Source organism: Magnetospirillum sp. ME-1 (genome assembly GCF_002105535.1).
Lineage (GTDB): Bacteria > Pseudomonadota > Alphaproteobacteria > Rhodospirillales > Magnetospirillaceae > Phaeospirillum.
In genome coordinates this window covers 4,009,341-4,031,918 of record NZ_CP015848.1, presented here as the reverse complement: position 1 = coordinate 4,031,918, position 22,578 = coordinate 4,009,341, and the positions used below count along the sequence as shown (strand labels likewise).

General features: G+C 67.1%; 20 protein-coding genes. 2 read left to right on the top strand and 18 right to left on the bottom strand.

Annotated elements, in window-relative coordinates; all coding sequences use genetic code 11:
* Positions 1-129: 129 nt before the first annotated feature.
* The 6 genes from WV31_RS18855 to glgB form a co-directional block, all read right to left on the bottom strand.
* Complete coding sequence (locus tag WV31_RS18855; protein ID WP_085374993.1) at positions 130-2,586, bottom strand: glycogen/starch/alpha-glucan phosphorylase; 2,457 nt, start codon at positions 2,584-2,586, stop codon at positions 130-132.
* Between the two features lie 159 nt (positions 2,587-2,745).
* Positions 2,746-4,935: a 4-alpha-glucanotransferase gene (gene malQ / locus WV31_RS18850; RefSeq protein ID WP_085374992.1), complete on the bottom strand. Its 2,190-nt coding sequence runs from the start codon at positions 4,933-4,935 to the stop codon at positions 2,746-2,748.
* The gene (gene glgX, locus WV31_RS18845; RefSeq protein WP_085374991.1) at positions 4,932-7,097 is read right to left on the bottom strand and encodes a glycogen debranching protein GlgX; all 2,166 of its coding nucleotides are present in this window, start codon (positions 7,095-7,097) and stop codon (positions 4,932-4,934) included. The genes malQ and glgX overlap by 4 nt, the downstream gene beginning before the upstream one ends.
* The gene (locus tag WV31_RS18840; RefSeq protein WP_085374990.1) at positions 7,098-7,406 is read right to left on the bottom strand and encodes a type II toxin-antitoxin system RelE/ParE family toxin; all 309 of its coding nucleotides are present in this window, start codon (positions 7,404-7,406) and stop codon (positions 7,098-7,100) included. It lies immediately after the preceding gene.
* Positions 7,390-7,677: a type II toxin-antitoxin system Phd/YefM family antitoxin gene (locus WV31_RS18835; RefSeq protein ID WP_085374989.1), complete on the bottom strand. Its 288-nt coding sequence runs from the start codon at positions 7,675-7,677 to the stop codon at positions 7,390-7,392. The genes WV31_RS18840 and WV31_RS18835 overlap by 17 nt, the downstream gene beginning before the upstream one ends.
* A gap of 71 nt (positions 7,678-7,748) precedes the next feature.
* On the bottom strand, positions 7,749-9,944 hold the full coding sequence (glgB, locus tag WV31_RS18830) for a 1,4-alpha-glucan branching protein GlgB (RefSeq protein WP_085374988.1): 2,196 nt from the start codon (positions 9,942-9,944) through the stop codon (positions 7,749-7,751).
* Between the two features lie 236 nt (positions 9,945-10,180).
* On the opposite strand from glgB, the gene WV31_RS18825 reads away from it, so the two are divergent.
* Positions 10,181-10,408 (top strand): hypothetical protein, encoded by a 228-nt coding sequence (locus WV31_RS18825; protein WP_085374987.1) that lies wholly within the window; start codon positions 10,181-10,183, stop codon positions 10,406-10,408.
* A gap of 66 nt (positions 10,409-10,474) precedes the next feature.
* Here WV31_RS18825 and WV31_RS18820 read toward each other — a convergent pair whose 3' ends face one another.
* The 6 genes from WV31_RS18820 to WV31_RS18795 form a co-directional block, all read right to left on the bottom strand.
* Positions 10,475-10,939 carry a hypothetical protein gene (locus tag WV31_RS18820; protein ID WP_085374986.1) on the bottom strand — a complete coding sequence of 155 codons (465 nt, stop codon included), beginning with the start codon at positions 10,937-10,939 and terminating at the stop codon, positions 10,475-10,477.
* Complete coding sequence (locus WV31_RS18815) at positions 10,903-11,565, bottom strand: sulfite oxidase heme-binding subunit YedZ (protein ID WP_085374985.1); 663 nt, start codon at positions 11,563-11,565, stop codon at positions 10,903-10,905. Before WV31_RS18815 ends, WV31_RS18820 begins: the two co-directional genes overlap by 37 nt.
* Complete coding sequence (msrP, locus tag WV31_RS18810) at positions 11,565-12,491, bottom strand: protein-methionine-sulfoxide reductase catalytic subunit MsrP (RefSeq protein WP_085375679.1); 927 nt, start codon at positions 12,489-12,491, stop codon at positions 11,565-11,567. The genes WV31_RS18815 and msrP overlap by 1 nt, the downstream gene beginning before the upstream one ends.
* A gap of 199 nt (positions 12,492-12,690) precedes the next feature.
* Positions 12,691-13,767, bottom strand: coding sequence for a M48 family metallopeptidase (locus tag WV31_RS18805; protein ID WP_085374984.1), 1,077 nt, complete (start codon positions 13,765-13,767; stop codon positions 12,691-12,693).
* A complete protein-coding gene (locus WV31_RS18800; RefSeq protein WP_085374983.1) occupies positions 13,767-14,840 on the bottom strand; it encodes a YjgN family protein in 1,074 nt (357 codons plus the stop codon). The genes WV31_RS18805 and WV31_RS18800 overlap by 1 nt, the downstream gene beginning before the upstream one ends.
* 57 nt (positions 14,841-14,897) lie before the next feature.
* Positions 14,898-16,580: a methyl-accepting chemotaxis protein gene (locus tag WV31_RS18795; protein WP_085374982.1), complete on the bottom strand. Its 1,683-nt coding sequence runs from the start codon at positions 16,578-16,580 to the stop codon at positions 14,898-14,900.
* 153 nt (positions 16,581-16,733) lie between these two features.
* Here WV31_RS18795 and acuI point away from each other — a divergent pair, with 153 nt between their 5' ends.
* Positions 16,734-17,729: an acrylyl-CoA reductase (NADPH) gene (gene acuI / locus WV31_RS18790; RefSeq protein WP_085374981.1), complete on the top strand. Its 996-nt coding sequence runs from the start codon at positions 16,734-16,736 to the stop codon at positions 17,727-17,729.
* Here acuI and WV31_RS18785 read toward each other — a convergent pair.
* The 6 genes from WV31_RS18785 to WV31_RS18760 all read right to left on the bottom strand — a co-directional run bounded on the left by WV31_RS18785 (position 17,719) and on the right by WV31_RS18760 (position 22,571).
* Positions 17,719-18,582, bottom strand: a complete 864-nt coding sequence (locus tag WV31_RS18785) for a bile acid:sodium symporter family protein (protein ID WP_085374980.1) — start codon at positions 18,580-18,582, stop codon at positions 17,719-17,721. The two genes, acuI and WV31_RS18785, sit on opposite strands and share 11 nt — an antisense overlap.
* Complete coding sequence (menA, locus tag WV31_RS18780) at positions 18,579-19,526, bottom strand: 1,4-dihydroxy-2-naphthoate octaprenyltransferase (protein WP_085374979.1); 948 nt, start codon at positions 19,524-19,526, stop codon at positions 18,579-18,581. The genes WV31_RS18785 and menA overlap by 4 nt, the downstream gene beginning before the upstream one ends.
* Positions 19,523-20,254, bottom strand: coding sequence for a bifunctional demethylmenaquinone methyltransferase/2-methoxy-6-polyprenyl-1,4-benzoquinol methylase UbiE (gene ubiE, locus WV31_RS18775; RefSeq protein ID WP_085374978.1), 732 nt, complete (start codon positions 20,252-20,254; stop codon positions 19,523-19,525). The genes menA and ubiE overlap by 4 nt, the downstream gene beginning before the upstream one ends.
* Positions 20,251-21,078: an ABC transporter permease gene (locus WV31_RS18770; RefSeq protein WP_085374977.1), complete on the bottom strand. Its 828-nt coding sequence runs from the start codon at positions 21,076-21,078 to the stop codon at positions 20,251-20,253. The genes ubiE and WV31_RS18770 overlap by 4 nt, the downstream gene beginning before the upstream one ends.
* A 136-nt stretch (positions 21,079-21,214) precedes the next feature.
* Complete coding sequence (locus WV31_RS18765; protein WP_085374976.1) at positions 21,215-21,712, bottom strand: hypothetical protein; 498 nt, start codon at positions 21,710-21,712, stop codon at positions 21,215-21,217.
* 13 nt (positions 21,713-21,725) lie between these two features.
* Positions 21,726-22,571: an ABC transporter ATP-binding protein gene (locus WV31_RS18760; RefSeq protein ID WP_085374975.1), complete on the bottom strand. Its 846-nt coding sequence runs from the start codon at positions 22,569-22,571 to the stop codon at positions 21,726-21,728.
* Positions 22,572-22,578 lie beyond the last annotated feature (7 nt).

Sequence of the window (22,578 nt, the reverse complement as noted above, 5' to 3'; positions counted from 1 at the left end):
TCCAGGGGGAGCATGACAAATGTCATCGTCTGCGACTCCTGGGTCCCGGATCAAGTCCGGGACGACGAGGTCAGGAGCTTCAACCTAAGTCGGGCTGACTATAAAGCCGCCCCACCTGACGGGACGCGTCTACAACGCCCCCCAGATTTCCCTGGCGTATTCGGCCACCGTGCGGTCGGACGAGAACTTGCCCATGCGCGCCACGTTGAGGATGGCCTTGCGCGTCCACTCCTCCGGGTCGCGATAGGTCTGGTCCACCCGCTCCTGCGCCGCCATGTAGAGCGGGAAATCCGCCGACAGCAGGTAGTGGTCGCCCCCGGTGGTCAGGATGTCCACCAGCTGGTGGAAGCGGTCGGGCTGGTCGGGCGAGAAGAAGCCCGACGCGATCATGTCGAGCGCCCACGAGAGGTCGGGATCGGCCTTCACCGCCGCCACCGCGTCGTAGCCGTCCACCCGCTTGCGCGCCACTTCCTGGGCCGAAAGGCCGAACAGGAACATGTTTTCCTCGCCCACTTCCTCGCAGATTTCCACGTTGGCGCCGTCCCAGGTGCCGATGGTCAGCGCCCCGTTCATGCTCATCTTCATGTTGCCGGTGCCCGACGCCTCGGTGCCGGCGGTGGAGATCTGTTCCGACAGATCGGCGGCGGGCATGACCAGTTCGGCGGTGGAGACATTGTAATTGGGCACGAAGACCAGCTTCAGCTTGCCGCCCACCAGGGGATCGTTGTTGATCACCTCGGCCACGTCGTTGACCAGCTTGATGATCAGCTTGGCCACGTGATAGCCCGGCGCCGCCTTGCCGCCGATGATCACCGTGCGCGGCACCGGATTGAGCAGCGGGTTGGAGCGGATGCGGCCATAGCGGGTGATGACGTGCAAGATGTTGAGGAGCTGCCGCTTGTATTCGTGGATGCGCTTGACCTGGACGTCGAACAGGGAATCCACGTCCACCTCGACGCCTAAGCGCAGCGACAGCATGGAGGCCAGGCGCTCCTTGTTGGCCCGCTTGACGGCGGCGAAGGCCTTGCGGAAGGCCGCGTCGTCGGCCAGGGGTTCCAGCTTGTGCAAAAGGTCGAGGTCGGTCACCCAGCCGTCGCCGATCTTGGAGGTGATCAGCGCCGACAGGGCCGGATTGGCGGCCAGCAGCCAGCGCCTCGGCGTCACGCCGTTGGTCTTGTTGGTGATCTTGCCCGGCGACAGATGCTCGAAGTCCGAGAAGATGGTGCTTTTCATCAGGCCGGTATGGATGGCGGCGACGCCGTTGACCTTGTGGCTGCCGATGACCGCCAGATGGCCCATGCGCACGCGGCGCTCCGCCCCTTCGGCGATCAGCGAGACGCGGCGCAGCAATTCCGAATCGCCGGGATGGCGATACCGCACGCTTTGCAGGAATTCGTGATTAAGGGCGTAGACGATCTCCAGATGGCGGGGCAGCACCCGCTCGAACAGATCGGTGGACCAGGTCTCCAGCGCCTCGGGCAGCAGGGTGTGGTTGGTGTAGGCGCAGCAGCCCCGTACCAGCTCCCAGGCCTTGGACCATTCGATCTGGTGCTCGTCCACCAGCACCCGCATCAGTTCCGCCACCACCAGCGCCGGGTGGGTGTCGTTGAGCTGGATGGCCACCTTGTCGGGCAGCAGGGTCCAGTCGGAATGGCTTTTCCTGAAACGGGCCAGGATGTCCTGGATAGAGGCGGCGACGAAGAAGTATTCCTGCTTGAAGCGCAGCTCCTTGCCCCGGTCGGTCATGTCGGAGGGGTAGAGTACCTTGGACAGGGTCTCGGATTCGTTCTTGTCGCGCACCGCCTCGATGTAATTGCCGGCGTTGAAGTACTTCAGGTCGAACTCGCGCGTCGACTTGGCCGACCACAGGCGCAGATTGTTGACCACCTTGCCGCCGAAGCCCGGAACCGGCACGTCGAAGGCCATGGCCATCACTTCCTCGGCATCCACCCATTGCGAACGGGTATGGCCCAGAACGTCGCGGAAATGGATGACGCGGCCGCCGAAGCGGACGGGGAAGATCACGCCGGGGCGGGGAAACTCCCAGGGATTGCCGTAGCGCAGCCAGTTTTCCGGGCTTTCCACCTGCCAGCCGTTGTCCACGTGCTGGGTGAACATGCCGTAATCATAGCGGATGCCGTAGCCGAAGCCCGCCACCCCGATGGTGGCCATGGAATCCAGCAGGCAGGCGGCCAGACGCCCCAGGCCGCCATTGCCCAGGGCGGCTTCCACCTCCCAGGCGGACAGTTCGTCGAAATCCTGGCCCAGTTCGGCGATGGCCTGGCGCACCGTGTCGTAGAGGCCCAGATTGATCAGGCTGTTGACCAGGGTGCGGCCGATCAGGAACTCCATGGACAGGTAGTAGACCCGCTTGGAATCTTCCCGGTAATAGCGGTTCAGCGTCGGCATCCAATGCTCGGTCACCCGGTCGCGCACCGCGTGGGCGGCGGCCATGAACCAGTCGCGCGCCGTGGCGTTGACGGGTTCCTTGCCCACCGTGTAGAGCAGATGGCTGCTGATCGCTTCCTTGACGCTTTCCACATCGTCGGCCAGCAACCGCACCACCGGGGGCTTCGCCTTCTTCATGCCGGTCTTCCCGCCAGTTCCATCCTTCGTCATTCCGCCACGAAAAGGGAACGCGGGCAAGACCGGTCATACCGGCAGACCACCGGAATTCTATGAATTTCGGATTAAGAACGGAAATGACCGCCGTCCACCCCCCGAAAGGGGCGTTGTGGGGAACGCTCAACGCCCCCCGGCCTTCAGCCCTTCCGCCGTCGCCAGCATCCGCTTGTCCGTCAGGATGGCGGCGGTGTCGGCCTTGTAGCGCAGCCGCCAGTTGGGGTGCTGGGTGGTGGTGCCGGGCAGGTTCATCTGCACTTCCTGGCCCAGCACGTCCTCCATCTGCACCATCATCAGCTTTGACGCCGAACGCCCGAGATAAGCATGCACCGCTGCCGACAAGGCCACCGCCTGGGCATCGGTCAGCGCCGGGGTAACGGGGAAGTCGGCGGCCAGCAGACCTTGCTCCGCCAGGGCGGCGGCCAGGGCGGCACGGTCGGCGGCGCGCGCCGCCCGTTCCTCGCCCGCCTGACCCTCGCGGGGGTAAAGGTCCAGCTTTTCCCGCCGGTCGATATCCTTGCCCGCCCACCAGCCGCGCAAACTGGGCAGGTCGTGGGTGGCGGCGATGGCCAGGGCCTGGGCGTCAAACTGGCCGGGGGCGCGGAAGGCGCCGTCCTTGGTCTTCTCGAACACCATCACCCGATAGGCGAAGATGCCCATGCGGTCCATGCGCTCGCGGAAACCCTCGGGGACGGTGCCCAGGTCCTCGCCGATCACCAGGCAGCGATTGCGGCGGCTTTCCAGCGCCACCAGCCGGAACAGATCCTCGGCCGGATAGCGCACATAGGCCCCCTGGTCGGCGGGCTGGCCCGGCGGCACCCAGTAAAGCCGCGCCAGACTCATGGCGTGGTCCAGGCGCAACGCCCCGGCATGGCGCATGTTGGCCGCCATCACCTCGATGAAGGGGCCGTAGAAATGCTCGCGCAAGGTCAGGGGATTGAACGGCACCAGCCCCCAATCCTGGCCTTTGAGCGCCAGCGGGTCGGGCGGCGCGCCGACCGAGACGCCGAGCGCCAGGGAATCCTGCTCGGCCCAGGCCTCGCCCCCGTCGCCGGCGATGCCCACCGCCAGATCGCGGTAGAGGCCGATAGCGGAACCGGCGTCGCGGCCCCTTCGTTGGGCCTCGGCCAGTTGCTCGTCGGCGATGAACTGGAGCCACTGGAAGAACTCCACCTGCTCCACATGCTCCAAGATGAAATCGGCGATGGCGGGAGAATCGGGGCGGCGGTATTCCTCGGGCCACTGGCGCCAGTAGGACTTGCCGTCGCGCGCGAATTTGTCGTGCAGCGCCTCGAAGGCGGCGAAACGCCGCCCCGATTCGCCCTCCCTGGCCTGGAAGGCGCGGAAGGCCTGGCCGCGCGGGTTGTCGTCGCCCATGCAGGTGCGGCGGAACCAGCGGTACAGCACGTCGAGCATGGGCCGGGCCAGACGCATGACGTCCGGGTATTCGATCAGCAGGTAGCCGCGCAGCCGGGCCAGCGTCGCCTGATAGCCGGGCGAGGCGAACATGCGCCTGGCTTCCAGGCATTCCTTGAACTCAGGAATGGCCTCCACGTCCAAATAGGCGATGTTGAGGAAACGCCGCGACGACGGCGAATAGGGGCTGAAGCGCTCGGGATCGGCGGGAAACAAGGCGTGCAGCGGGTTGATTCCGACACAGGCCGCCCCCGCCCGCGCCGCGCCCTCGGCCAGTTCGGCCAGATTGCCGTAATTGCCCACGCCCCAGTCGCGTTCCGAGCGCAACGAGTAGATCTGGGTGGCGATTCCCCAGCATCCCGCCCCCTGCTCCAGCTCCTCCGGGACGAAGGCTCTGGGCGGCGTGACGATCAGCGCCATCTCGGCCAGCACGCCCTTGGGACCGGACAGGGTCAGGCGGTGATAACCCGCGGGCGGCAGCGCCGGCAAATCCAGCCAGCGGCGATGGATCAGCCGTCCGTCCAGCTGATACTCCTCGCCCCAGCGCAGTTCATAGGGAATGAAGCCGCCGGTATGGCGGATGCCCAGTTCCTCCTCCAGCACCCAGGAATGGGGGATGTCGTCGGCCTCGGCCGGCAGCGTGACGGCGATGGACGGCGGCGCCCCGTGCTCGTCGGCCAGCAGCACCGGGTCCAGCGCCCGGCGCCAGGAGCGGGTTTCCAGGTCGTGCAAGCTGGCGCGGACCTGTTCGTCGCTGTCGGCGGGCAGGCCCATGGCGGCCAGGAAGACGCGCTTGGTCTCGGGCGGCACCACGCGCCACTGCCCAAAGAAATCCCACCAGCCGTCCTCGATGCCCGCCAACCGCGCCAGACGGTCCAGGGCGTCACTTCCGCTCATGCCTTGCATTCCTCTTCACTTTGGTCCCGCTGGACACCCCGCACGCTGCCCGAACGGCGCAGCACCGCCACCGAACGGCTGCCCAGCGGATAGGTGATCCCCGCCGCCCAATGGGTGCCCGATTGCCGCCCCGCCGGATCAGAGGTGTCGAGCACCAGTTCCCACGACCGGCCCAGGCTGGGCGGCGGCAGCACGTAGGGAACCGCCTCGTGATAGGCGTTGAGCAGCACCAGGAAGGTGTCGTCCATTTCTTCCCGGCCCGTGAGGTTGTCCACGGCACAGGATTCGCCGCCCAGCACGAAGCCCAGCGAGCGGGCGAACGGCGTGGTCCAGTCGCCGTGGCCCATCTCGCGGCCCTCGGGGGTGATCCACACGATGTCCTTCAGGGGCGAATTGGGCAGCCGCTTGCCTTCGAAGAAGCGGGGACGGCGGAACACCGGGTGGGATTTGCGCAGGCTGATCAGCCGCTGCACGAAGGCCAGCAGGTCCTCGTCCACACTCGACCAGTCGATCCAGCCGATCTCGTTGTCCTGGCAATAGGCGTTGTTGTTGCCCTTTTGCGAACGCCCCATCTCGTCGCCGGCCAGCAGCATGGGCACGCCCTGGGACAGCAGCAGCGTCGTCAGCAGGTTGCGGCATTGCCGCGCCCGCAACTCGCGGATTTCAGGATAGGGCGACGGGCCCTCGTGGCCGCAATTCCAGGCGTAATTGGCGTCGGTGCCGTCCTTGTTGCCTTCCAGATTGGCCTCGTTGTGCTTGCGCTCGTAAGCGACAAGATCCGCCAGGGTGAAGCCGTCATGACAGGTGACGAAGTTCAGGCTGGCCCACGGCCGGCGCCCGCCCCAGCCGAAGATGTCGGAGGACCCGGTCAGCCGCGACGCCAGATCGCCGATCAGCCCGCCCTCGCCGGTCCAGAAGCGCCGCACCGTGTCGCGGTAGCGGCCGTTCCACTCGGACCAGCCGGGGGGGAAGCGCCCCACCCGATAACCATCGCCGCCAAGGTCCCAGGGCTCGGCGATCAGCTTCAGCCTGGACAGCACCGGGTCCTGGCGCACCGCGTCGAGGAAGCCGGACGTATGGTCGAAGCCCCCCGGCCCACGCACCAGCGACGCCGCCAGATCGAAGCGGAAGCCGTCCACGTGCATGTCCTCGGCCCAATAGCGGAGCGAATCCATCACCATCTGCAGCACGCGGGGATGGGCGAGGTTCAGCGTGTTGCCGCAGCCCGAATAGTTCTCGTACCAGCGCTTGCTATCGGGTCCCAGACGGTAATAGCTGAGGTTGTCGATGCCCCGGAACGACAGGGTCGGCCCCAGATGGTTGCCCTCGGCGGTGTGGTTGTAGACCACGTCGAGGATCACCTCGATGCCCACATCGTGCAGGCGCGACACCATGGTCTTGAAATCGCCGTGGGGGCTGGCGGAATAGGTGCGCGGATCGGCGGCGAAGAAGCCGATGGAATTGTAGCCCCAGTAGTTGCGCAAGCCCTTCTCGGCCAGATGCTTCTCGTCGATCATGGCGTGGATGGGCAGCAATTGCAGCGTGGTGACGCCTAAGCGCCGCAGATGGTCGATGACGCCCGGCTGGGTCAGGCCCAGGAAGGTTCCGCGCATGCCGTTGGCCACGCCCGGATGCTTCATGGTCTGACCCCGCACATGGGCCTCGTAGACGATGGTCTCGGACCACGGCACGCCCGGGCGGCGGTCGTTGCCCCAGGTAAAGGCGGTGTCCAGAACCCGGCATTTGGGCATGAAGCGGGCGTTGTCGCGCCTATCCGCGATCAGGTCCAGCCTGGGCGTGCCGGGACGAAAGCCGAAATGGGTGTCCGACCATTCGAATCCCCCCACCAGCGCCTTGGCATAGGGATCGATCAGCAGCTTGTGGGGGTTGAAACGATGTCCCTCGTTGGGATCGTAGGGGCCGTGGACGCGATAGCCGTAAAGCTGCCCCGGACGGCAATCGGGCAGATAGCCGTGCCAGACCTCGTCGGTGTATTCGGGCAGTTCGATGCGCTCCACCTCGCGCAGGCCACGCCGGTCGAACAGGCACAGATCCACCTTCTCGGCATGGGCCGAAAACAGGGCGAAGTTGACGCCATTGCCGTCCCAGGTCGCCCCCAGGGGATACGGCAGGCCGGGCAGGATGCGGCGCCGCGTGGTCATTCAGGCCTCGCCCGTCATTGCGTCGCGGGCACCATGGCGAATGTGCAGAACGGACACTATCCGGCTATCCTCGTTGATCTCGTAAATGATCCGGTACACGTGCGGCCGCCGCCCGTAAAGCAATTGCCGTAGCCTCCCATCTTCCGGAACCGCTCCGCCCCGGCGGGGAAGCCGGGCCAGATTGGCGAGCTTGGCCTCGAGGCCGTTGAACCAAATGGCCGCCGCCGGAAGGTGGCTGGCGGCAATAGCCTCGTAGAGCTGGCGCAGGTCGCGGATGGCCCGCGCAGACAACTCAACGCGGTATGTCATGCTCGGCCCGCACCATGGCGAAAGCCTCGGCCGCCCCCATGGTCCGGCCGGCGGCGACGTCCTCGCGGCCCTGGCGGACTCCCTCGGCGGCGTTGGCCGAGGCGGCCATGTCGAGCAGACGCTGATAGGCTTCGGCGTCCTGCAATACGGCCGCCGCCTTGCCGTTGACCGTCAGGACCAGCGGACGGCCGGTCTCCCGGATATGGCTGAGAAACTCCGCCGAGTGGTTACGGAAGGTCGTCAGCGGCTGAATATCCTTGACGATGTCCATGGAGCACCCTTTGAACAAGATTACCTTTAAAGGTAATTTAGTTTCCGCACCGGGTAAAGCATCCGTCGCCCTCACCGCTCCCGCTTGAACACGCAGGTGGCAAGCGGCGGCAGGCGCAGGCACACGGACCAGCCATGGCCGTGCCACGGCACCTCGTCGGCCTGAACGCCGCCGTCATTGTGGATGTTGGAGCCGCCATACCACTCGGAATCGGTATTGAGCAGTTCGCGATACCAGCCGGGCTCGGGCACGCCGACGCGGTAGGATTCGCGCACCATGGGGGTGTAGTTGCCGGCGACGACCACGAAGTCCGAGGGGTCGAAGCCCTTGCGCAGCCAGGTCAGCACCGAATTGTCGCGGTCGTTGCAGTCGATCCAGGCGAAGCCCGCCTGCTCGTTGTCCAGCTGATGCAGCGCCGGCTCGGTGCGGTAGAGGCGGTTGAGGTCGCGGATCAGCCGCCTTACCCCCTCGTGCCGTCCGTCGCCCAAGAGGTGCCAGTCCAGGCTGGCATCCTCGTTCCATTCGCGCTCCTGGGCGAATTCGGAGCCCATGAACAGCAGCTTCTTGCCCGGCTGGGTCCACATGAAGGCGTAATAGGCCCTCAAGTTTGCGAAGCGCTGCCAGGGATCGCCCGGCATGCGGCCGAAGATGGAGCCCTTGCCGTGGACCACCTCGTCGTGGGACAGCGGCAGCACGAAATTCTCGTGATAGGCATAGAGCTGGGCGAAGGTAAGCGCGTCGTGGTGATAGCGGCGGTGGATGGGGTCCTTGGAGAAGTAGCGCAGCGTGTCGTGCATCCACCCCATGTTCCACTTGTAGCCGAAGCCCAGCCCGCCCAGGTGCACGGGGCGCGACACCATGGGCCAGGCGGTGGATTCCTCGGCGATGGTCATGACGCCGGGATGCTCGGCATAGACCACCTGGTTCATGCGGCGCAGGAAGTCGATGGCTTCCAGATTCTCGTTACCGCCGTGACGGTTGGGGATCCACTCGCCGGGCTGGCGCGAGTAGTCGAGATAGAGCATGGAGGCCACCGCGTCCACGCGCAGGCCGTCCACGTGATACTGCTCCATCCAGTACAGCGCGTTGGCGTAGAGGTAGTTCACCACCTCGGTGCGGCCGTAATTGTAGATCTGGGTGTTCCAGTCCTTGTGCACGCCCAGCCGCGGGTCCTCGTGCTCGTACAGGTGGGTGCCGTCGAAATGGTGCAGCCCGTGGGGATCGTTGGGGAAGTGCCCGGCCACCCAGTCGACGATCACCCCGATGCCTTTCTGGTGCAGGCGCTCCACCAGGGTGCGGAACTCGTCGGGTGTGCCGTAGCGCGACGTGGGCGCGAACAGCCCCACCGGCTGATAGCCCCACGAGCCGCCGAAGGGGTGCTCGTGCACGGGCAGGAACTCCACATGGGTGAAGCCCAGATCGGCCACGTAATCGCCCAGTTGGTCGGCCAGCTCCAGATAGGAGAGCGGGCGGTTCCAGTCCTCGGGCACCCGCCGCCGCCACGACCCCAGATGCACCTCGTAGATGCTGACCGGCGCGTGACGGTCGTTGCGCGCCTTCTGCGCCGCCATCCAGTCACCGTCGGCCCAGTCGCGCTCTCCCAGCTCCCACACCACCGACGCGGTCTTGGGCGGCACCTCGGCGAAATGGCCGTAAGGGTCGGCCTTCAAGGGCAGCAGGCGCCCGTCGGCGGCGACGATCTCGTATTTGTAAAGCGTTCCCTGGCCCAGGCCGGGAATGAAGATCTCCCACAGCCCGGCCTCGTGGCGCAGGCGCATGGGATGACACCGCCCGTCCCAGAGGTTGAAGTCACCCACCACCGAGACCCGGGCGGCGTTGGGGGCCCAGACGGCGAATTCCACGCCGTCCACCCCGTCTACGCAGCGAACCTGGGCGCCCAGCTTCTCGAAGGTGCGCAGATGGGTGCCTTCGCGCAGCAGATGCAGGTCGAGCTCGCCCAGGATCGGCGCAAAGCGATAGGGGTCGTCGAACTCCTCGACCCCGCCATCGGGACGCACCACTCGAAGCCGATAGGGCGAAGCGACCTTCAGCTTGACGGCGAACAGGCCATCGGCATGGACCCGCTGCATCTCGGTGGCGATGCCGCCCGCCAGGACGAAAACCCTCTCGGCCTGGGGCTGGAAGGTGCGGATCACCGTGCCGCCCTTCACCCCATGGGGCCCCAGGACGGCGAAGGGGTCGCCGTGGCGTCCCCGAACGATGGATTCGGCGTCATCGGGCCGGATCAGTCTTGCCGCTTCGGGCATCAAGCCCCCTCCTGCCAGTCGAGACCACAAGTGTCACCGCCTTTGGCCGGAAAGACAAAGGACGATTTCGCGGGGGCAGGTTTTCGCAGCCCAGTTTTTAAATAGTCTGATTGGACCTTCCGCAAAGCCCCTAAATCTGGTAGTAGATCAGCCTGAGGGGACCGGCCTGGGTTCATGGCCGGTTAGACAATTCGTGCGGCCCGTCGGGGGCGGCACCGCAATTCATGGAGCGTGTTATGGGCGTCCTTCCGAAGGTTCTGGGTCTCACCGTTGCCGGCGTGCTGGTCATCGCTCTGTATCTGGCCGTTCCCGTGCTGAGCGCCATTTTCGGCGGCGTCGCCAATCCCAGCCCGGCCACCAGCCCGCTGGGCTTCTCGGTCTATCTGGGCTTGGCTCTGACCGCCGTCTTCACCAGCCTGGTGATGTATCTGGCCTCGACCGGCGGCGGCTCCTCGCAGAGCTAAGCCAGTCCATCCGGACTTCGAAGCGCCCCGGCCCGAAAAGGCCGGGGCGTTTTCGTTCGGCCCAAGCTACTGGCAGACCTTGTAGTCGTCGGTCACCTGGTTGCGGACCACCTTGGACAGCTTGGAAAAGGCGGCGAAGCCCCGCTTCTCGATGGTCTGCAGCAAGTCGTCGATATTGTCGCAGAAGCCTTCGGTCAGCGAGATGTTGCGGGCATAGGTGACCAGCCGGCCGTCGGCATAGTTGATCTGGTACTTCCAGTCGTCGGGAAACTCCCGTTGCCAGGCTTTCTGGCGCTTGTCCACGGCCGAGCGGAACTTGGCGCCGTTGGCGCCTTCGATCTTCTGCCAGCGGTCCCTGGCGCCCGGCAGCAGGCGTTCGTTGCAGCGGTTGGCCGCTTCGCGCAGGAAGATGCCCTGGCGCACCTCCTGCTCCGCCTTGATCTCGGGCAGGGAAAAGCACTTCTTGGGCTGGGCGGCCAGGGCGGCGGCCGGGCTCAGGACGAGGGCGAGGACGATTGCGGCGCGGAACATGGATCTGCCCTGGCTGTGGAGGCCGGGCCAGTATGCCGCAGCCGCGCCCGGGCCGCCAGCCGCCAGCCGAGCAGCACGGCCAGGATAGCGGCGTGGATGGCCGGTTCGGTGATGTCCTTCTTGACCATCATCCAGTGATGGGTCACGCCTAAGGGCGCGATGACGTAGACCAGCCGGTGCAGCGCCCGCCAGCGCCGCCCGCCCAAACGCCGGACCATGGAATCGGTGGAGGTGACGGCCAGGGGGATCAGCAGCAGCACCGCCAGCATGCCCAGCGTGATGTAGCGCCGCTTGACGATCTCGCGGCCGATGGCGTTCCAGTCGAAGAACTGGTCGAGGCCCACATACGAGCTCAGATGCAGCACCACATAGGCGAAGGCGAACAGCCCCAGCATGCGCCGCCAGCGCCCCACCGCGTTCCAGCCGGTCATCTGCCGTACGGGCGTCACGGCCAGCGCGATCAGCAGGAAGCGCAACGCCCAATCGCCGAGAGTGCGGTTGGTGGCCTCGATGGGATTGGCCCCCAACCCGTCCGACAGCCCCCGCCAGACCAGCAGTCCCAAGGGCAGCAGGCAGAGAAGGAACACCACGGGCTTGACCCAGGCCTGGCGCAGCACTCTGTCCATCAGTAGTTCACCGCCAGGTCCATGCCGGCATAGAGCGACGCCACCTGATCGGCGTAGCCGTTGAAGGGCAGCGTGGCGCGCCGCCGGAATTCGCCGATGCGCCGCTCGTTGGCCTGGCTCCAGCGCGGATGGTCCACCGCCGGATTGACGTTGGCGTAAAAGCCGTATTCCCGCGGCGCCGCCTTCATCCAGGCGGTCCTGGAGGGCGTTTCCGAGAAACGGATGCTCACGATGGACTTGATGGACTTGAAGCCGTATTTCCATGGCACCACCAGACGGATGGGCGCGCCGTTCTGGGGCAGCAGCTCCTCGCCATAGAGGCCGACCGCCAGCAGGGTGAGCGGATGCATGGCCTCGTCCATGCGCAGGCCCTCCACATAGGGCCATTCGATCACCCGCGTCCGCTGGCCGGGCAGGCGCTCGGGGTCCTGCAGGGTGGTGAACTCCACGTATTTGGCCCGCGAATTGGGCTCGAAGCGCTTCAGCACCTCGGCCAGGGGGACGCCCACCCAGGGAATGACCATGGACCACGCCTCGACGCAGCGCAGGCGGTAGATGCGCTCTTCCAGCGTGTGGGGCTTGATCAGGTCCTCGTATCCCAGGGTGCCCGGCCTGGCGCACTCGCCGGCGATGGTGACGCTCCACGGCTTGGTCTTGCCGAAATAGCTGGGCGCCAGTTGGGCGGGATCGGACTTGTCCACCCCCAGTTCGTAGAAGTTGTTGTAGGTGGTGACGTCTTTTTTGGGCGTCGGCGGCTCGTCGGTGGAAAACGGCCCCTTGATGGTGGGAAGCCCCGCCTCGGCCGGAAGGCCGGACAGCGCCAGGGCGCCCGCCGCGCCTAAGGCGAGAAAGCGCCGCCGGTCCAGCCACAGCGCCTTGTCGGTCACCTCGGATTCGCGCAAGCCGCCCGCCGACCTGATCAGCATGCTCATCACTCCCTATGGCGTCTCAGCCTGCCCAGCCTGTCATCCCGACGCCCTGAGCGGAGGGATCTCCACCTGGAACGGCGGTTCCGAATCGGGCACGCCGGACCAGGACGGGATCCCTCGACTTCGCTCGGGATGACATGGGCGGCGGACCACTCACTCCAGGTTCGCCGCCCGCCCTCGCAAGGTTACATGGGGATCACGGCTTCGGTTTGGAACAGACCCGCTTCACCGCCTGCCAATCGGCCTCCGACAGGGCCGGCAGCCGGGGCGCGGGCAGGCGCCGCGCCTCGATGGCGGCGGCGCGGCGGCCCGATTCCGGGTGGGTGCCCAGCCAGGCCAGCACCGCCCCCTGCCCGCCTTCCATCACCTCCAGCCGGCGGAAGAACCGGGCAAGGCCGTCCGAGCCGATGCCCGCCGCCTCCAGCAGGGCCAGCGCGCCCGAATCGGCGGCGCTTTCGTCCTCGCGGGAATAGGCGCCGGCCATCACGGCGCCCAGGCCGCTGGCCACCAGCCCCGAGGCGTCGCCGGTGATCATGGTGGCGAACACGCCCACGCCCAGCGCCCGGATCATGGCGGCGGTGACGTGGCGCTCGCCCACATGGGTCAGTTCGTGGGCCAGCACCCCGGCCAGTTCATCCGGCCCCTCGGCCTTGTCGATCAGGCCGGAGAACAGGACGATCTCACCGCCCGGCAGGGCCAGGGCGTTGACATCCTTGGAGCGCAGCACGTGAACCGTGAGCTGGCGGCGTTCGGGCGGCAGCGGCTCGGCCAGCCGCCGGGCCAGGGCGTCCAGCACCCGCAGCCCGTCCCGCCCCTCGCAAGCATTCATCTGGCCTTCCAGACCGGCGGCCATGGACTGGCCCCACTGGCGCTCCAGCCCGGCGGGCACCAGATGGGCCAGCAGCCTGGACATGGGCGCCAGCCCGATCATCAGGCCGGCCAGCACCCCGCCCCCTAGCAGGCAGGCCAGAACCAGCCCCGTCCGCCTGGGGCGCGGCGGCCGGGCGGCCTGGGACAGCACCTGGCGGATGACATAGGAATCCTCCACCGCCAGCCTGGCATGGGGCTCGGAGGCGCAGCGCAGCCGCACGCCGCGCTTTTCCGGCCATTCGCCATCGGCCAGCAGGTCCTCGGACTTCCACACCGCGATGAGGAAGCCGTCGACGCCCCTGATTTCCAGGCCGGTGGCCAGCACGCGAACGGTCACCTTGCGGACCGCCGCGCTGCGTCCGTCGGAAAAGCGTCCCGGCCGGTCGGCCTCAAGAGTCTTCATCAGAACTCGCCCGCCCCGTCGAGAACGGCCACCAGCCCCTCGCCGGTAGAAGGGCCGGCCTCGTCCGAGCGATGCACCGAGGCGAAATCGGGCTCGCCCTCGACGCCGATAACGGCGCACACGTAGCGGAAGGTACGCAAGGATGCCCAGGGGCGCAGAATGCCTAAACTGAGCGATGTGATGAGCAGGTTGCCGAGAACCAGGCGGATCAGGGCACCGTCCTTGACCTCGGCAACGAAAGCGGCGCCGCAGAAACTGGTCCGTGACGCAAGGTGCCGGTAGAAGGCCGCCTTGTACCAGGCATAGGGCAGCACGGCGAACAGCAGCGCCACGATTACGCCCAGGCCCCCGAGAAGGGTGGCCACGATCGGAGGCAGGTCCATGGCGGCCATGGCGGCGCTCCATCCCCCGACACACAGCAGGACCACCGGCCCCCCCAGCAAATAGGCGACCCATGCGCCGGCGAAGGTCTTGTAGAGGGAACCCACGTCGTCTTTCACCGTCAGCCCACGATCACCGAAGGTGGTGTTGCCGAGACGATAGCGGGCCAGCATCATGTCGCCCCATGGCAGGGCCCAGCCCAGCGAGGCCGGCACCAATATCCACACCACCAGCGACTGGAAGGCATATGACAGGGCCGATCCCGTTTGCCCGCCCCTGATGCCACGCCAGACCGTACGGCTCATCTGGTAACGCCGGGCGCGAAACAGGCCCGCCGCGACCAGCATCACGGTAAGAAAGTAGAGGGCGGCGATCAGAGCGCCCCCCAAGGGATTGCCCGATTGCAGCAGTACGTTCCCCCCGATGAAACCAAGGGTCAAGGGCAGGTAAATCACCCCCAGGGCGAGGAGAAAGCCCAGAAACAATTCCTTGCCAGTGCCGGTGTATTCCACCGGATCGCCCCAGGCCCGGGTACCGCCCCACAGCAGGCGGCGCACCCTGGTCTTGCCCCAGAAGCGGTAGAGCGACAGGGTCAGGATGGACAGCAGCAGGTTGACCAGGGCCAGCCGGATCATTCCCCCCGTCCCGGCTGAATGGGCAAAGGGACGCTGGATGGTTGCGGTACCGTTCATGGCTTTCTCCCGGCCGGATTACCGTCAGGGTAACCCGGCCGGGCGGCCATGAAAACCTCAGCCGGCGCGAATCTTGTCGATGAACCCCTTCACCTCGCGGCCCAGCACGTCGGACTGGCCGGTCAGATCCCGGGATTCGGTCAAGACCTCCTCCGACGTGTCGCCGGCCTGACGGGCGGCGGCGCTGACGCCGGCGATATTCTGGGCCACCGCCTCGGTCCCCTGGGCGGCCTGCTCCACGTTGCGGGCGATCTCGGCGGTGGCGGCCTGCTGCTCCTGCACCGCCGAAGCGATGGACGAGGTCACCTGCGACAATTCGCTGATGGTGGACAGGATGTCCTGAATGGCCCCCACCGCCTGACCGGTGGCGCCCTGCACCTCGCCGATCTGGTTGGAGATCTCCTCGGTGGCCTTGGCGGTCTGATTGGCGAGGTTCTTGACCTCGTTGGCGACGACGGCAAACCCTTTTCCCGCCTCGCCCGCCCTGGCCGCCTCGATGGTGGCGTTCAGCGCCAGAAGATTGGTCTGGCTGGCGATGTCGTTGATCAGGCTGACCACGTCGCCGATGCGTTGCGCCGCCGAGGCCAGGCTCTGGACGATGGCGCCGGTCTGCTCGGCCTTGGTAACCGCGTGGTTGGTGGTGGTGGACGAGGTGTCCACCTGCCGGGCGATCTCGGCGATGGAGGCCGACAGCTCCTCGGCGGCCGAGGCCACGGTCTGGACGTTGGACGAGGCATGCTCGGCCGCGTCGGCCGCCGCCCCCGCCTGGCGCGAGGCCTGCTCGGCCGCCGCCGACATGGAGGACGCGGTGCTGCTCATCTTGTTGGCGGCGCCGGCCACATGGTCGACCACCGCCTTGACGTGGCCCTCGAATTCGTTGGCCAGGGCGTTCATGGCGGTCTTGCGCTCCGCCTCGGCCTTGGCCTTGGCGGCGGCCTGCTCGGCCTCCAGGCGCTTGACCGCCTGGCCGTTGTCCTTGAACACCTCGACGGTGCGGGCCATGTCGCCCACTTCGTCACCCCGCTGGCGGGCGGGCACCTCGATGGTGTAGTCGCCCTTGGCCATGCGCTCCATCACGGTGCGCAGGTCGCCCAGCGGCCCGGTGATGCTTCGGGTGATCAGCAGGGCGATGCCGGCCAGAAGCGCCGCCAGGACCAGGATGTAGACCACCATGGAGGCATTGGCGGCGTCGTGCTCGGCCATGGCGGTTTTCGACAAGGCTTCCGCCTTGCCCTTGGAGAAGGCGCCCAGTTCCTCGAACAGGTCGCTGATCATCTTGACCTGGGCGGCGCCCTCCGTCTTGGTGATGGCGGCGGCCTCGGGACGCTGTCCCGCCCGCATGTGGGCGATCACCCGCTCGCGGATCGGCCGCCAGTCCTCGACGGCCTTGCGCAGCGCCGCCATCTTGGCCTTGTCGCCCAGGAAGCGCGGCGCGGCGATGTCCAGATGCTCCAGCACCTCTTTTTCCGAACCGTTGACCGCCGCCACCGCGGCGTCCAGCTGGGCCGCGTCCTGGGACAGGGCGACGTCCTTCATGCTGCGGTGCATGGCGATGAGGTCGGCCTTGGCTTCCAGCAGATTGGTGGTCACCGTGTAGGGATGGTCGTACATCTTGGTGGTCAGGGCCGCCACATCGTCGATGACGCCCAGCGACCGCCACCCAAGCCCCGCGACCAGGACCAGGATCACGGCGAAGGCCGTGTACAGGCGGCCGCCGATTCTCATATTGCTCCAGGACATGGCATCCCCCCCAAAGAACCAGTAGATAGGCCAGTTAGACAGGGTGAACCACCCCTGTATATAGGTATTTCCCGATAGCCCATGTCCCCGGTGCGGGCGCGGACCGGCGCTGCTACACTACCGGTCGATCTTCCATCCGACCAGGAGGCGAATGTGAGCGATTTTCCCGCCCTGATGCTTGACGAGACCGGCGGCAAGGTGACCGCCTCCATCCGCCGTCTGACCGAGTCCGACCTGCCCGAGGGCGAGGTGCTGGTCAAGGTCGAGTACTCCACCTTGAACTACAAGGACGGCATGATCCTGGGCGGACTGGGGCGGCTGGTCCGCAAGTACCCGCACGTGCCCGGCGTGGATTTCGCCGGCACGGTCGAAGCCAGCGCGTCGCCCGAGTTCAAGCCGGGCGACAAGGTGATCCTGACCGGCTGGCGGGTGGGCGAGACCCATTGGGGCGGCTTTGCCGCCAAGGCCCGGGTCAAGGCCGAATGGCTGGTGCCCCTTCCCGCCGGACTGTCCACCCGCCAGGCCATGGCGGTGGGCACCGCCGGCTTCACTGCCATGCTGGCGGTGATGGCGCTGGAAGATCACGGCCTGCGCACCACCGATGAGGGCGAGGTGCTGGTCACCGGCGCCGCCGGCGGGCTGGGCAGCGTGGCCGTGCTGCTGCTGTCCAAGCTGGGCTACCGCGTGGCGGCGTCCACGGGCCGTGAAAGCCTGGGCGACTACCTGCGCTCGCTGGGCGCGGCCTCCATCATCGACCGTGCCGAGGTGGGCGCGCCACCCGCCAAACCGCTGCTGTCGGAACGCTGGGCGGCGGCAGTGGACTCGGTCGGCGGCGCGACGCTCGCCAATACCGTCGCTTCGCTTCGCATGCGGGGCGCCGTGGCGTCGTGCGGCAATGCCGGCGGCGTCGAGTTCGGCATGACGGTGCTGCCCTTCCTGCTGCGGGGCGCCAGCATCCTGGGCATCGATTCGGTGATGTGCCCGAAGCCCAAGCGCATGCTCGCCTGGAAGCGTCTGGCCGAGTTGCTGCCCTTGGACCGGCTGGATCAGCTCACCACGGAAATCCGCCTGGCGGAGTTGCCCGAGATGGGGGCCAGGATCCTGAAAGGCGACGTCAAGGGCCGGGTGGTGGTCGACCCTAACCGGTAACGGTTCTGCCGCGACGGCGCTTCACCGCAAGGATGAAGGCGATGGCGGTGAGGTTCATGACGAAGGCGTAGACGATGCTGGGCACCATCATGGCCGGGCTGCCCAGCAGCGTCACCGCCACGAAGATGCCCAGCGCCCCGTTCTGCAGCCCATTCTCCATCACCACGGCGATGCGGTCGGCCAGGTCCAGGCGGGCGAACGCGCCCAGCGCCCAGGCCCCGGTCATGGCCGCCAGATTGAGCACCAGGGCGGCGGGCACCACGTCGCCCACATGGTCGATCAGCGACTGGCGCTGGCTGACAAAGGCGCCCACCACGATCAGGGCGAACAGCAAGGTGGCGACAGGCCGGGCGATTCGGCCCATGCGCTCGGCCAACCCGGGCCGGAAACGCTGAATGGCCAGCCCCAGGGCCAGCGGCACCGTGTCCACCAGGAAGATCCCCAGCGTCATCTTGCCCACGGGAATCTCGACCGACCGGTCATAGCCGGCGAACAGGGCGAGGCCGAAATTGACCAGCAGCGGCACCGTCACCGTGGCGGCGAGCGAGGTCAGCGCGGTGATGGTGGCGGCCAGGGCGATGCGCCCGCCGGCGTGATGGGTGAGCAGGGCCGAGGTCACCCCGGCGGGACAGGCGGCCAGCAGGATCATGCCCACCGCGAAATCGGGCTGGGGCTTCCAGGCCAGCACCAGGGCCAGTCCCAAAGCGGGCAGCAGCAGCAGCTTGGCCGCCAGCCCCACCGCCATGGCCTTCGGCCGCCCGAACACCACGCGAAAATCGCGCCCGTCCATGGTCAGCCCCATGGCGAACATGATGAAGGCCAGCGCCAGCGGCAGGGCGGCCTGGGTGATCACAGCAGCACTCCTGCGGCCAGCAAGCCGGCCAGCAGCAGCTGGAAGCGCGCCGTGGACGCCAGGATGGCGTTGAAGGCCGGGCCGCGCGCCCGGGTGGCGAATTTCAGGATCAGCCACAGGGCGAAGGGCAGCGCGCCCAGGCACAGCCATCCGCCCTTGGGCCCCAAGGGCGAGGCCAGCAGGCCGACCGAGGACAGCAGCAGCATGCCGTAGACCGCCTTGGACGCCTCGATCCCGGCGCGGATGGCCAGGGTGCGGCGCCCGGCCAGCCGGTCGGCCTCCATGTCGCGGTAATTGTTGGCCAGCAGCACCGCCGCCGCCACCGCGCCGATGGCCATGCCGACCATAATCGACTGACCGGTCAGGGTCATAGTCTGCAGGTAATAGGTCCCCCCCACCGCGCCGATGCCGAAAAAGGCGATGACGAAGGCTTCGCCGCTGGGGGTATAGGCGATGGGCTTCGGCCCGCTGGAATAAGCCCAGCCCGCCAGCAGCGAGGCCAGCCCCAGGGCGATGATGGGCCAGCCGCCCAGCCAGGCGAGATAGAGGCCCACCAGGGCGGCCAGGGCGAAGCTGACCAGGGCTGCGCGGCGCACCCGCTCAGGACTCGCCCAGCCCAGCGCGGTGACGCGCGGCGGTCCCTGGCGCAGCGGCTGGTCGCCGCCCCGGACCGCGTCGCCCACGTCGTTGTAGAGATTGGTGCCCGCCTGGATGGCCAGCGCGCCCAGCAGCGAGGCGGCGAAGGGCCGAGGATCGAGGGTTCCGGCATCGGCGAAGGCCAGCGCGCTGCCCGCCACCACGGGCGCCACGGAAATGGTCAGCGTCTTGGGCCGGATGGCCAGCCACCACAGCCGCCAGCCATCCGGCGGCTGATCACTGCGGCTGGCATGCTGTCCATCGATGACCAGCGACGGCTTTTCGGGCTGGCCGGATTCGAGCTTCATGACGCGGGCTTCACGCCGGAATGCAGGCAGGCGATGCCCATGGACAGATTGCGCCAGCCCACACGCCCGAACCCCGCGGCGCGCATCAGCCCCGCCATCTCGTTCTGATCGGGGAAGCGGCGGATGGATTCCACCAGATAGGAATAGGCGGCGGGCTCTCGCGCGATCCAGGCGCCCAGGCGCGGAATCACATGGAAGGAATAGGCGTCGTAGAACGGGCGGATCAGCGCCCAGGGCTTGGAGAATTCCAGGCAGACGAACCAGCCGCCGGGCTTCAGGACACGAAATATCTCGGCCAGGGCGGCCTCGGGGCTGGTGGCGTTGCGAAGACCGAAGGCGATGGTCAGCGTGTCCACCGAAGCGGTCTCGAACGGCATGGCCTCGGCCTTGCCCTCCACGAACTGGATGCCGAGCCCCCGGCAGCGCTTTTCCCCCACCGCCATCATCTCGGGCGAGGGATCGCAGACCATGACCCGGCGGTCGGGCGCGGCCAGCAGCCGGGCCACGTCGCCGGTCCCCCCCGCCAGATCGACGATCACCTGCCCCCCTTCGGGCCGCGCGGCCCTGACCATCGCCCGCTTCCACAGGCGATGGATGCCGAAGCTCATCACGTCGTTCATCAGGTCGTAGCGCGGCGCCACGGCGTTGAACACGGCGCGGATGCGCTGCTCACGCTCTTGCGGCGTGACCGACTGGAAGCCGAAGGTGCCCGAAAGCGATGAGGTCAAGGAAGGTCACCCCGGCGGAACAGGAAATAGCCGATCCCGGCGCTGAGCGTGCCCAGCACGATTGGATAAGCAAGTGCGAATGTAAGATAGCCGCTGCGGCCCAGCGCGTCGAGGATGACGTAGGAACTGGGCCCCAGCACCACCATCTGCGGGTCGAACAGCAAAATGGCGGCGGTGCGGAAGCTTTGCAGCGGATTGGCCACCGCGATGCCGACGATCAGTTCCAGCGGCAGCCTTTCGCGGACCATCAGCCCCAGAAGGATCAGGTCGAGGAACAAGAGCAGCACCAGCCAGGTGAGAAACGCGCCGGTCTGCGCCACGTCGGGGGTGCGCGCCAGGGTGGAGATCAGCATGCCGATGCCGAGGAACGCCCAGGCCAGCGCCACCAGCAGGGCGGTGTAGAGCACGAACAGGCTCCAATCCACCTCGATGCCGCGCACCATGGCGTACAGCGCCGCCAGGGCCATGGCGCCGAACACGGGCAGGAACACCACCACGAAGCGGCCGACCATCTTGCCCCAGAACCAGGCGTAGAGCGGCACCGGCAGGGACAGCATGTATTCGAACACGCCGGCGTCGCGGTCGCCCGCCACCGATCTTACCGTGGTGATCAGGATGAATACCGGCAGGATGGCGACGCACAGCTGGATATAGGTGACCAGCAGGCGCGACAGGCCGGTGAAGCCCAGGATGCGCGATTCGGTCAGGCCGAACACGAACAGCAGCACCACGATGCCGCCGAAGACGATGGAGTAGAACATGAACCAGCGGGACCGCAGCGATTCCGCGATATCCAGCCGGGCGGTGAGGTAAAGCGCGTTCATGCCGCCCCTCCAGGGATGTCATTCCGAGCGAAGTCGAGGAATCCCCGCCTGGACCGGCTCGACCGATTTAGGCACAGCGTGCCAGGATGAGATCCCTCGGCCGCGTTGCGCCCTCGGGATGACACGAACAGAGTCATCAGCCGTCTCGCGTCGTGGTGTTGGCGGGTGCTTCCGAGGGCTCGCAGCGGCTGGTGGAGCCCCGGGCCAGCACGGCGTTCTTCATGGCGGCATAATCGGCGGCCCCGCCCCGCCCCTGGTCCAGGGCGCCGAAGCCGTGGGCCATGGGGGTGTGCTGGCCGTCGATATAGAAGGCCTTGCGGCCATCGATCCACTTGCCCGAGTCCACGCCGCCGACCCAGAACTCTACCGTGGCATCGTCGGCCCAGCCCTGCTTGGCCATCCACAGCACCGCGTCGCCCAGGTCGTCGAACTTGTGAACCTTGGAATCCTTGCCCCGCACCTGGGCGGCGAAATGGGGATCGTCGATGATCATGCCGCAATATTCGCAGGTCTCGCGGCCCCACTTGATCTCCACAGGTCCGGTGGTCTGCTGGCCGCAGGCCGACACGGCGATGGCCAGGCCCGGCACAAGGACCAGGAAGCGGCGGCGGCTCAGGCTATGATGCTCGCACATGGTCTTTCCGCTCCTATTTCATCTCGATGCCGGCCACCAGACCGGCATAGCGGGCCAGGACGCCCAAAAAGCGCAGCCGGTCGGGGCCGTTGACCACGCCCCGCCACGCAGTGCCGTCCTGCTCGGGCTGGAAATGCCAGTCGCCCATGGCACGCGCGAAGGCCGGTTCGGCCCGGGTCAGGCGCACGACGCAATCCAGGCGGGCCGTCATATCCACGTCGTCGGCGACGCGGTCGTCCAGCGCCACCTTGCCCTGATCCATCTCCACCACGCGGTTGACCAGGGCCGCCACCTCGTCCAGGCGGTGGCTGGTGATCAGCATGACGGCGTTGTCTTTGCGCTCGTGCAGCAGGTGGAAGAAGATGTGCCGCGCCTCGGGGTCCAGGTTGGCGGCGGGCTCGTCCATGATCAGCAGGTCGGAATCGCGGCCCAGCGCGATGCCGATCAGCATCTTCTGCTTCATGCCGCCCGACAGCTTCACGAAGGGCCGGCCCCGCACCATGTCCCAGTCCAGGCCCAGTTCGCGCACCATGGCGATGATGCGGTCCGGGTCCGAGCCGCAGACGGCGGCCGAGAAGTTGACCAGTTCCCCCACCGGCATCTTGAGCGGCGGCGGAATCTGCGGCACGAAGCCCACATGGGACAGCACGGTCTTGCGGTTGCCGCGCGGCGGCAGCCCGTTGACCGTGACCGTGCCCTCGTGCAGGTACTCGCCCAGCAGGCAGCGGATCAGGGTGGTCTTGCCCGCGCCGTTGGAGCCCACCAGGGCGATCCGCTCGCCCTTGTCGATGGACAGGCTGACCCCGTCCAGCACCCGGTGGCGCTTGAAAGTCTTGGAGACGTTCTCGAAAACGATCATTCCCGCT

Bases quoted from the DNA above. Each gene is read 5' to 3' on its own strand.
- WV31_RS18855 (WP_085374993.1), bottom strand. From the start codon at position 2,586: ATGAAGAAGGCGAAGCCCCCGGTGGTGCGGTTGCTGGCCGACGATGTG.
- malQ (WP_085374992.1), bottom strand. From the start codon at position 4,935: ATGAGCGGAAGTGACGCCCTGGACCGTCTGGCGCGGTTGGCGGGCATC.
- glgX (WP_085374991.1), bottom strand. From the start codon at position 7,097: ATGACCACGCGGCGCCGCATCCTGCCCGGCCTGCCGTATCCCCTGGGG.
- WV31_RS18840 (WP_085374990.1), bottom strand. From the start codon at position 7,406: ATGACATACCGCGTTGAGTTGTCTGCGCGGGCCATCCGCGACCTGCGC.
- WV31_RS18835 (WP_085374989.1), bottom strand. From the start codon at position 7,677: ATGGACATCGTCAAGGATATTCAGCCGCTGACGACCTTCCGTAACCAC.
- glgB (WP_085374988.1), bottom strand. From the start codon at position 9,944: ATGCCCGAAGCGGCAAGACTGATCCGGCCCGATGACGCCGAATCCATC.
- WV31_RS18825 (WP_085374987.1), top strand. From the start codon at position 10,181: ATGGGCGTCCTTCCGAAGGTTCTGGGTCTCACCGTTGCCGGCGTGCTG.
- WV31_RS18820 (WP_085374986.1), bottom strand. From the start codon at position 10,939: ATGTTCCGCGCCGCAATCGTCCTCGCCCTCGTCCTGAGCCCGGCCGCC.
- WV31_RS18815 (WP_085374985.1), bottom strand. From the start codon at position 11,565: ATGGACAGAGTGCTGCGCCAGGCCTGGGTCAAGCCCGTGGTGTTCCTT.
- msrP (WP_085375679.1), bottom strand. From the start codon at position 12,491: ATGCTGATCAGGTCGGCGGGCGGCTTGCGCGAATCCGAGGTGACCGAC.
- WV31_RS18805 (WP_085374984.1), bottom strand. From the start codon at position 13,767: ATGAAGACTCTTGAGGCCGACCGGCCGGGACGCTTTTCCGACGGACGC.
- WV31_RS18800 (WP_085374983.1), bottom strand. From the start codon at position 14,840: ATGAACGGTACCGCAACCATCCAGCGTCCCTTTGCCCATTCAGCCGGG.
- WV31_RS18795 (WP_085374982.1), bottom strand. From the start codon at position 16,580: ATGTCCTGGAGCAATATGAGAATCGGCGGCCGCCTGTACACGGCCTTC.
- menA (WP_085374979.1), bottom strand. From the start codon at position 19,526: ATGAAGCTCGAATCCGGCCAGCCCGAAAAGCCGTCGCTGGTCATCGAT.
- WV31_RS18770 (WP_085374977.1), bottom strand. From the start codon at position 21,078: ATGAACGCGCTTTACCTCACCGCCCGGCTGGATATCGCGGAATCGCTG.
- WV31_RS18765 (WP_085374976.1), bottom strand. From the start codon at position 21,712: ATGTGCGAGCATCATAGCCTGAGCCGCCGCCGCTTCCTGGTCCTTGTG.
- WV31_RS18760 (WP_085374975.1), bottom strand. From the start codon at position 22,571: ATGATCGTTTTCGAGAACGTCTCCAAGACTTTCAAGCGCCACCGGGTG.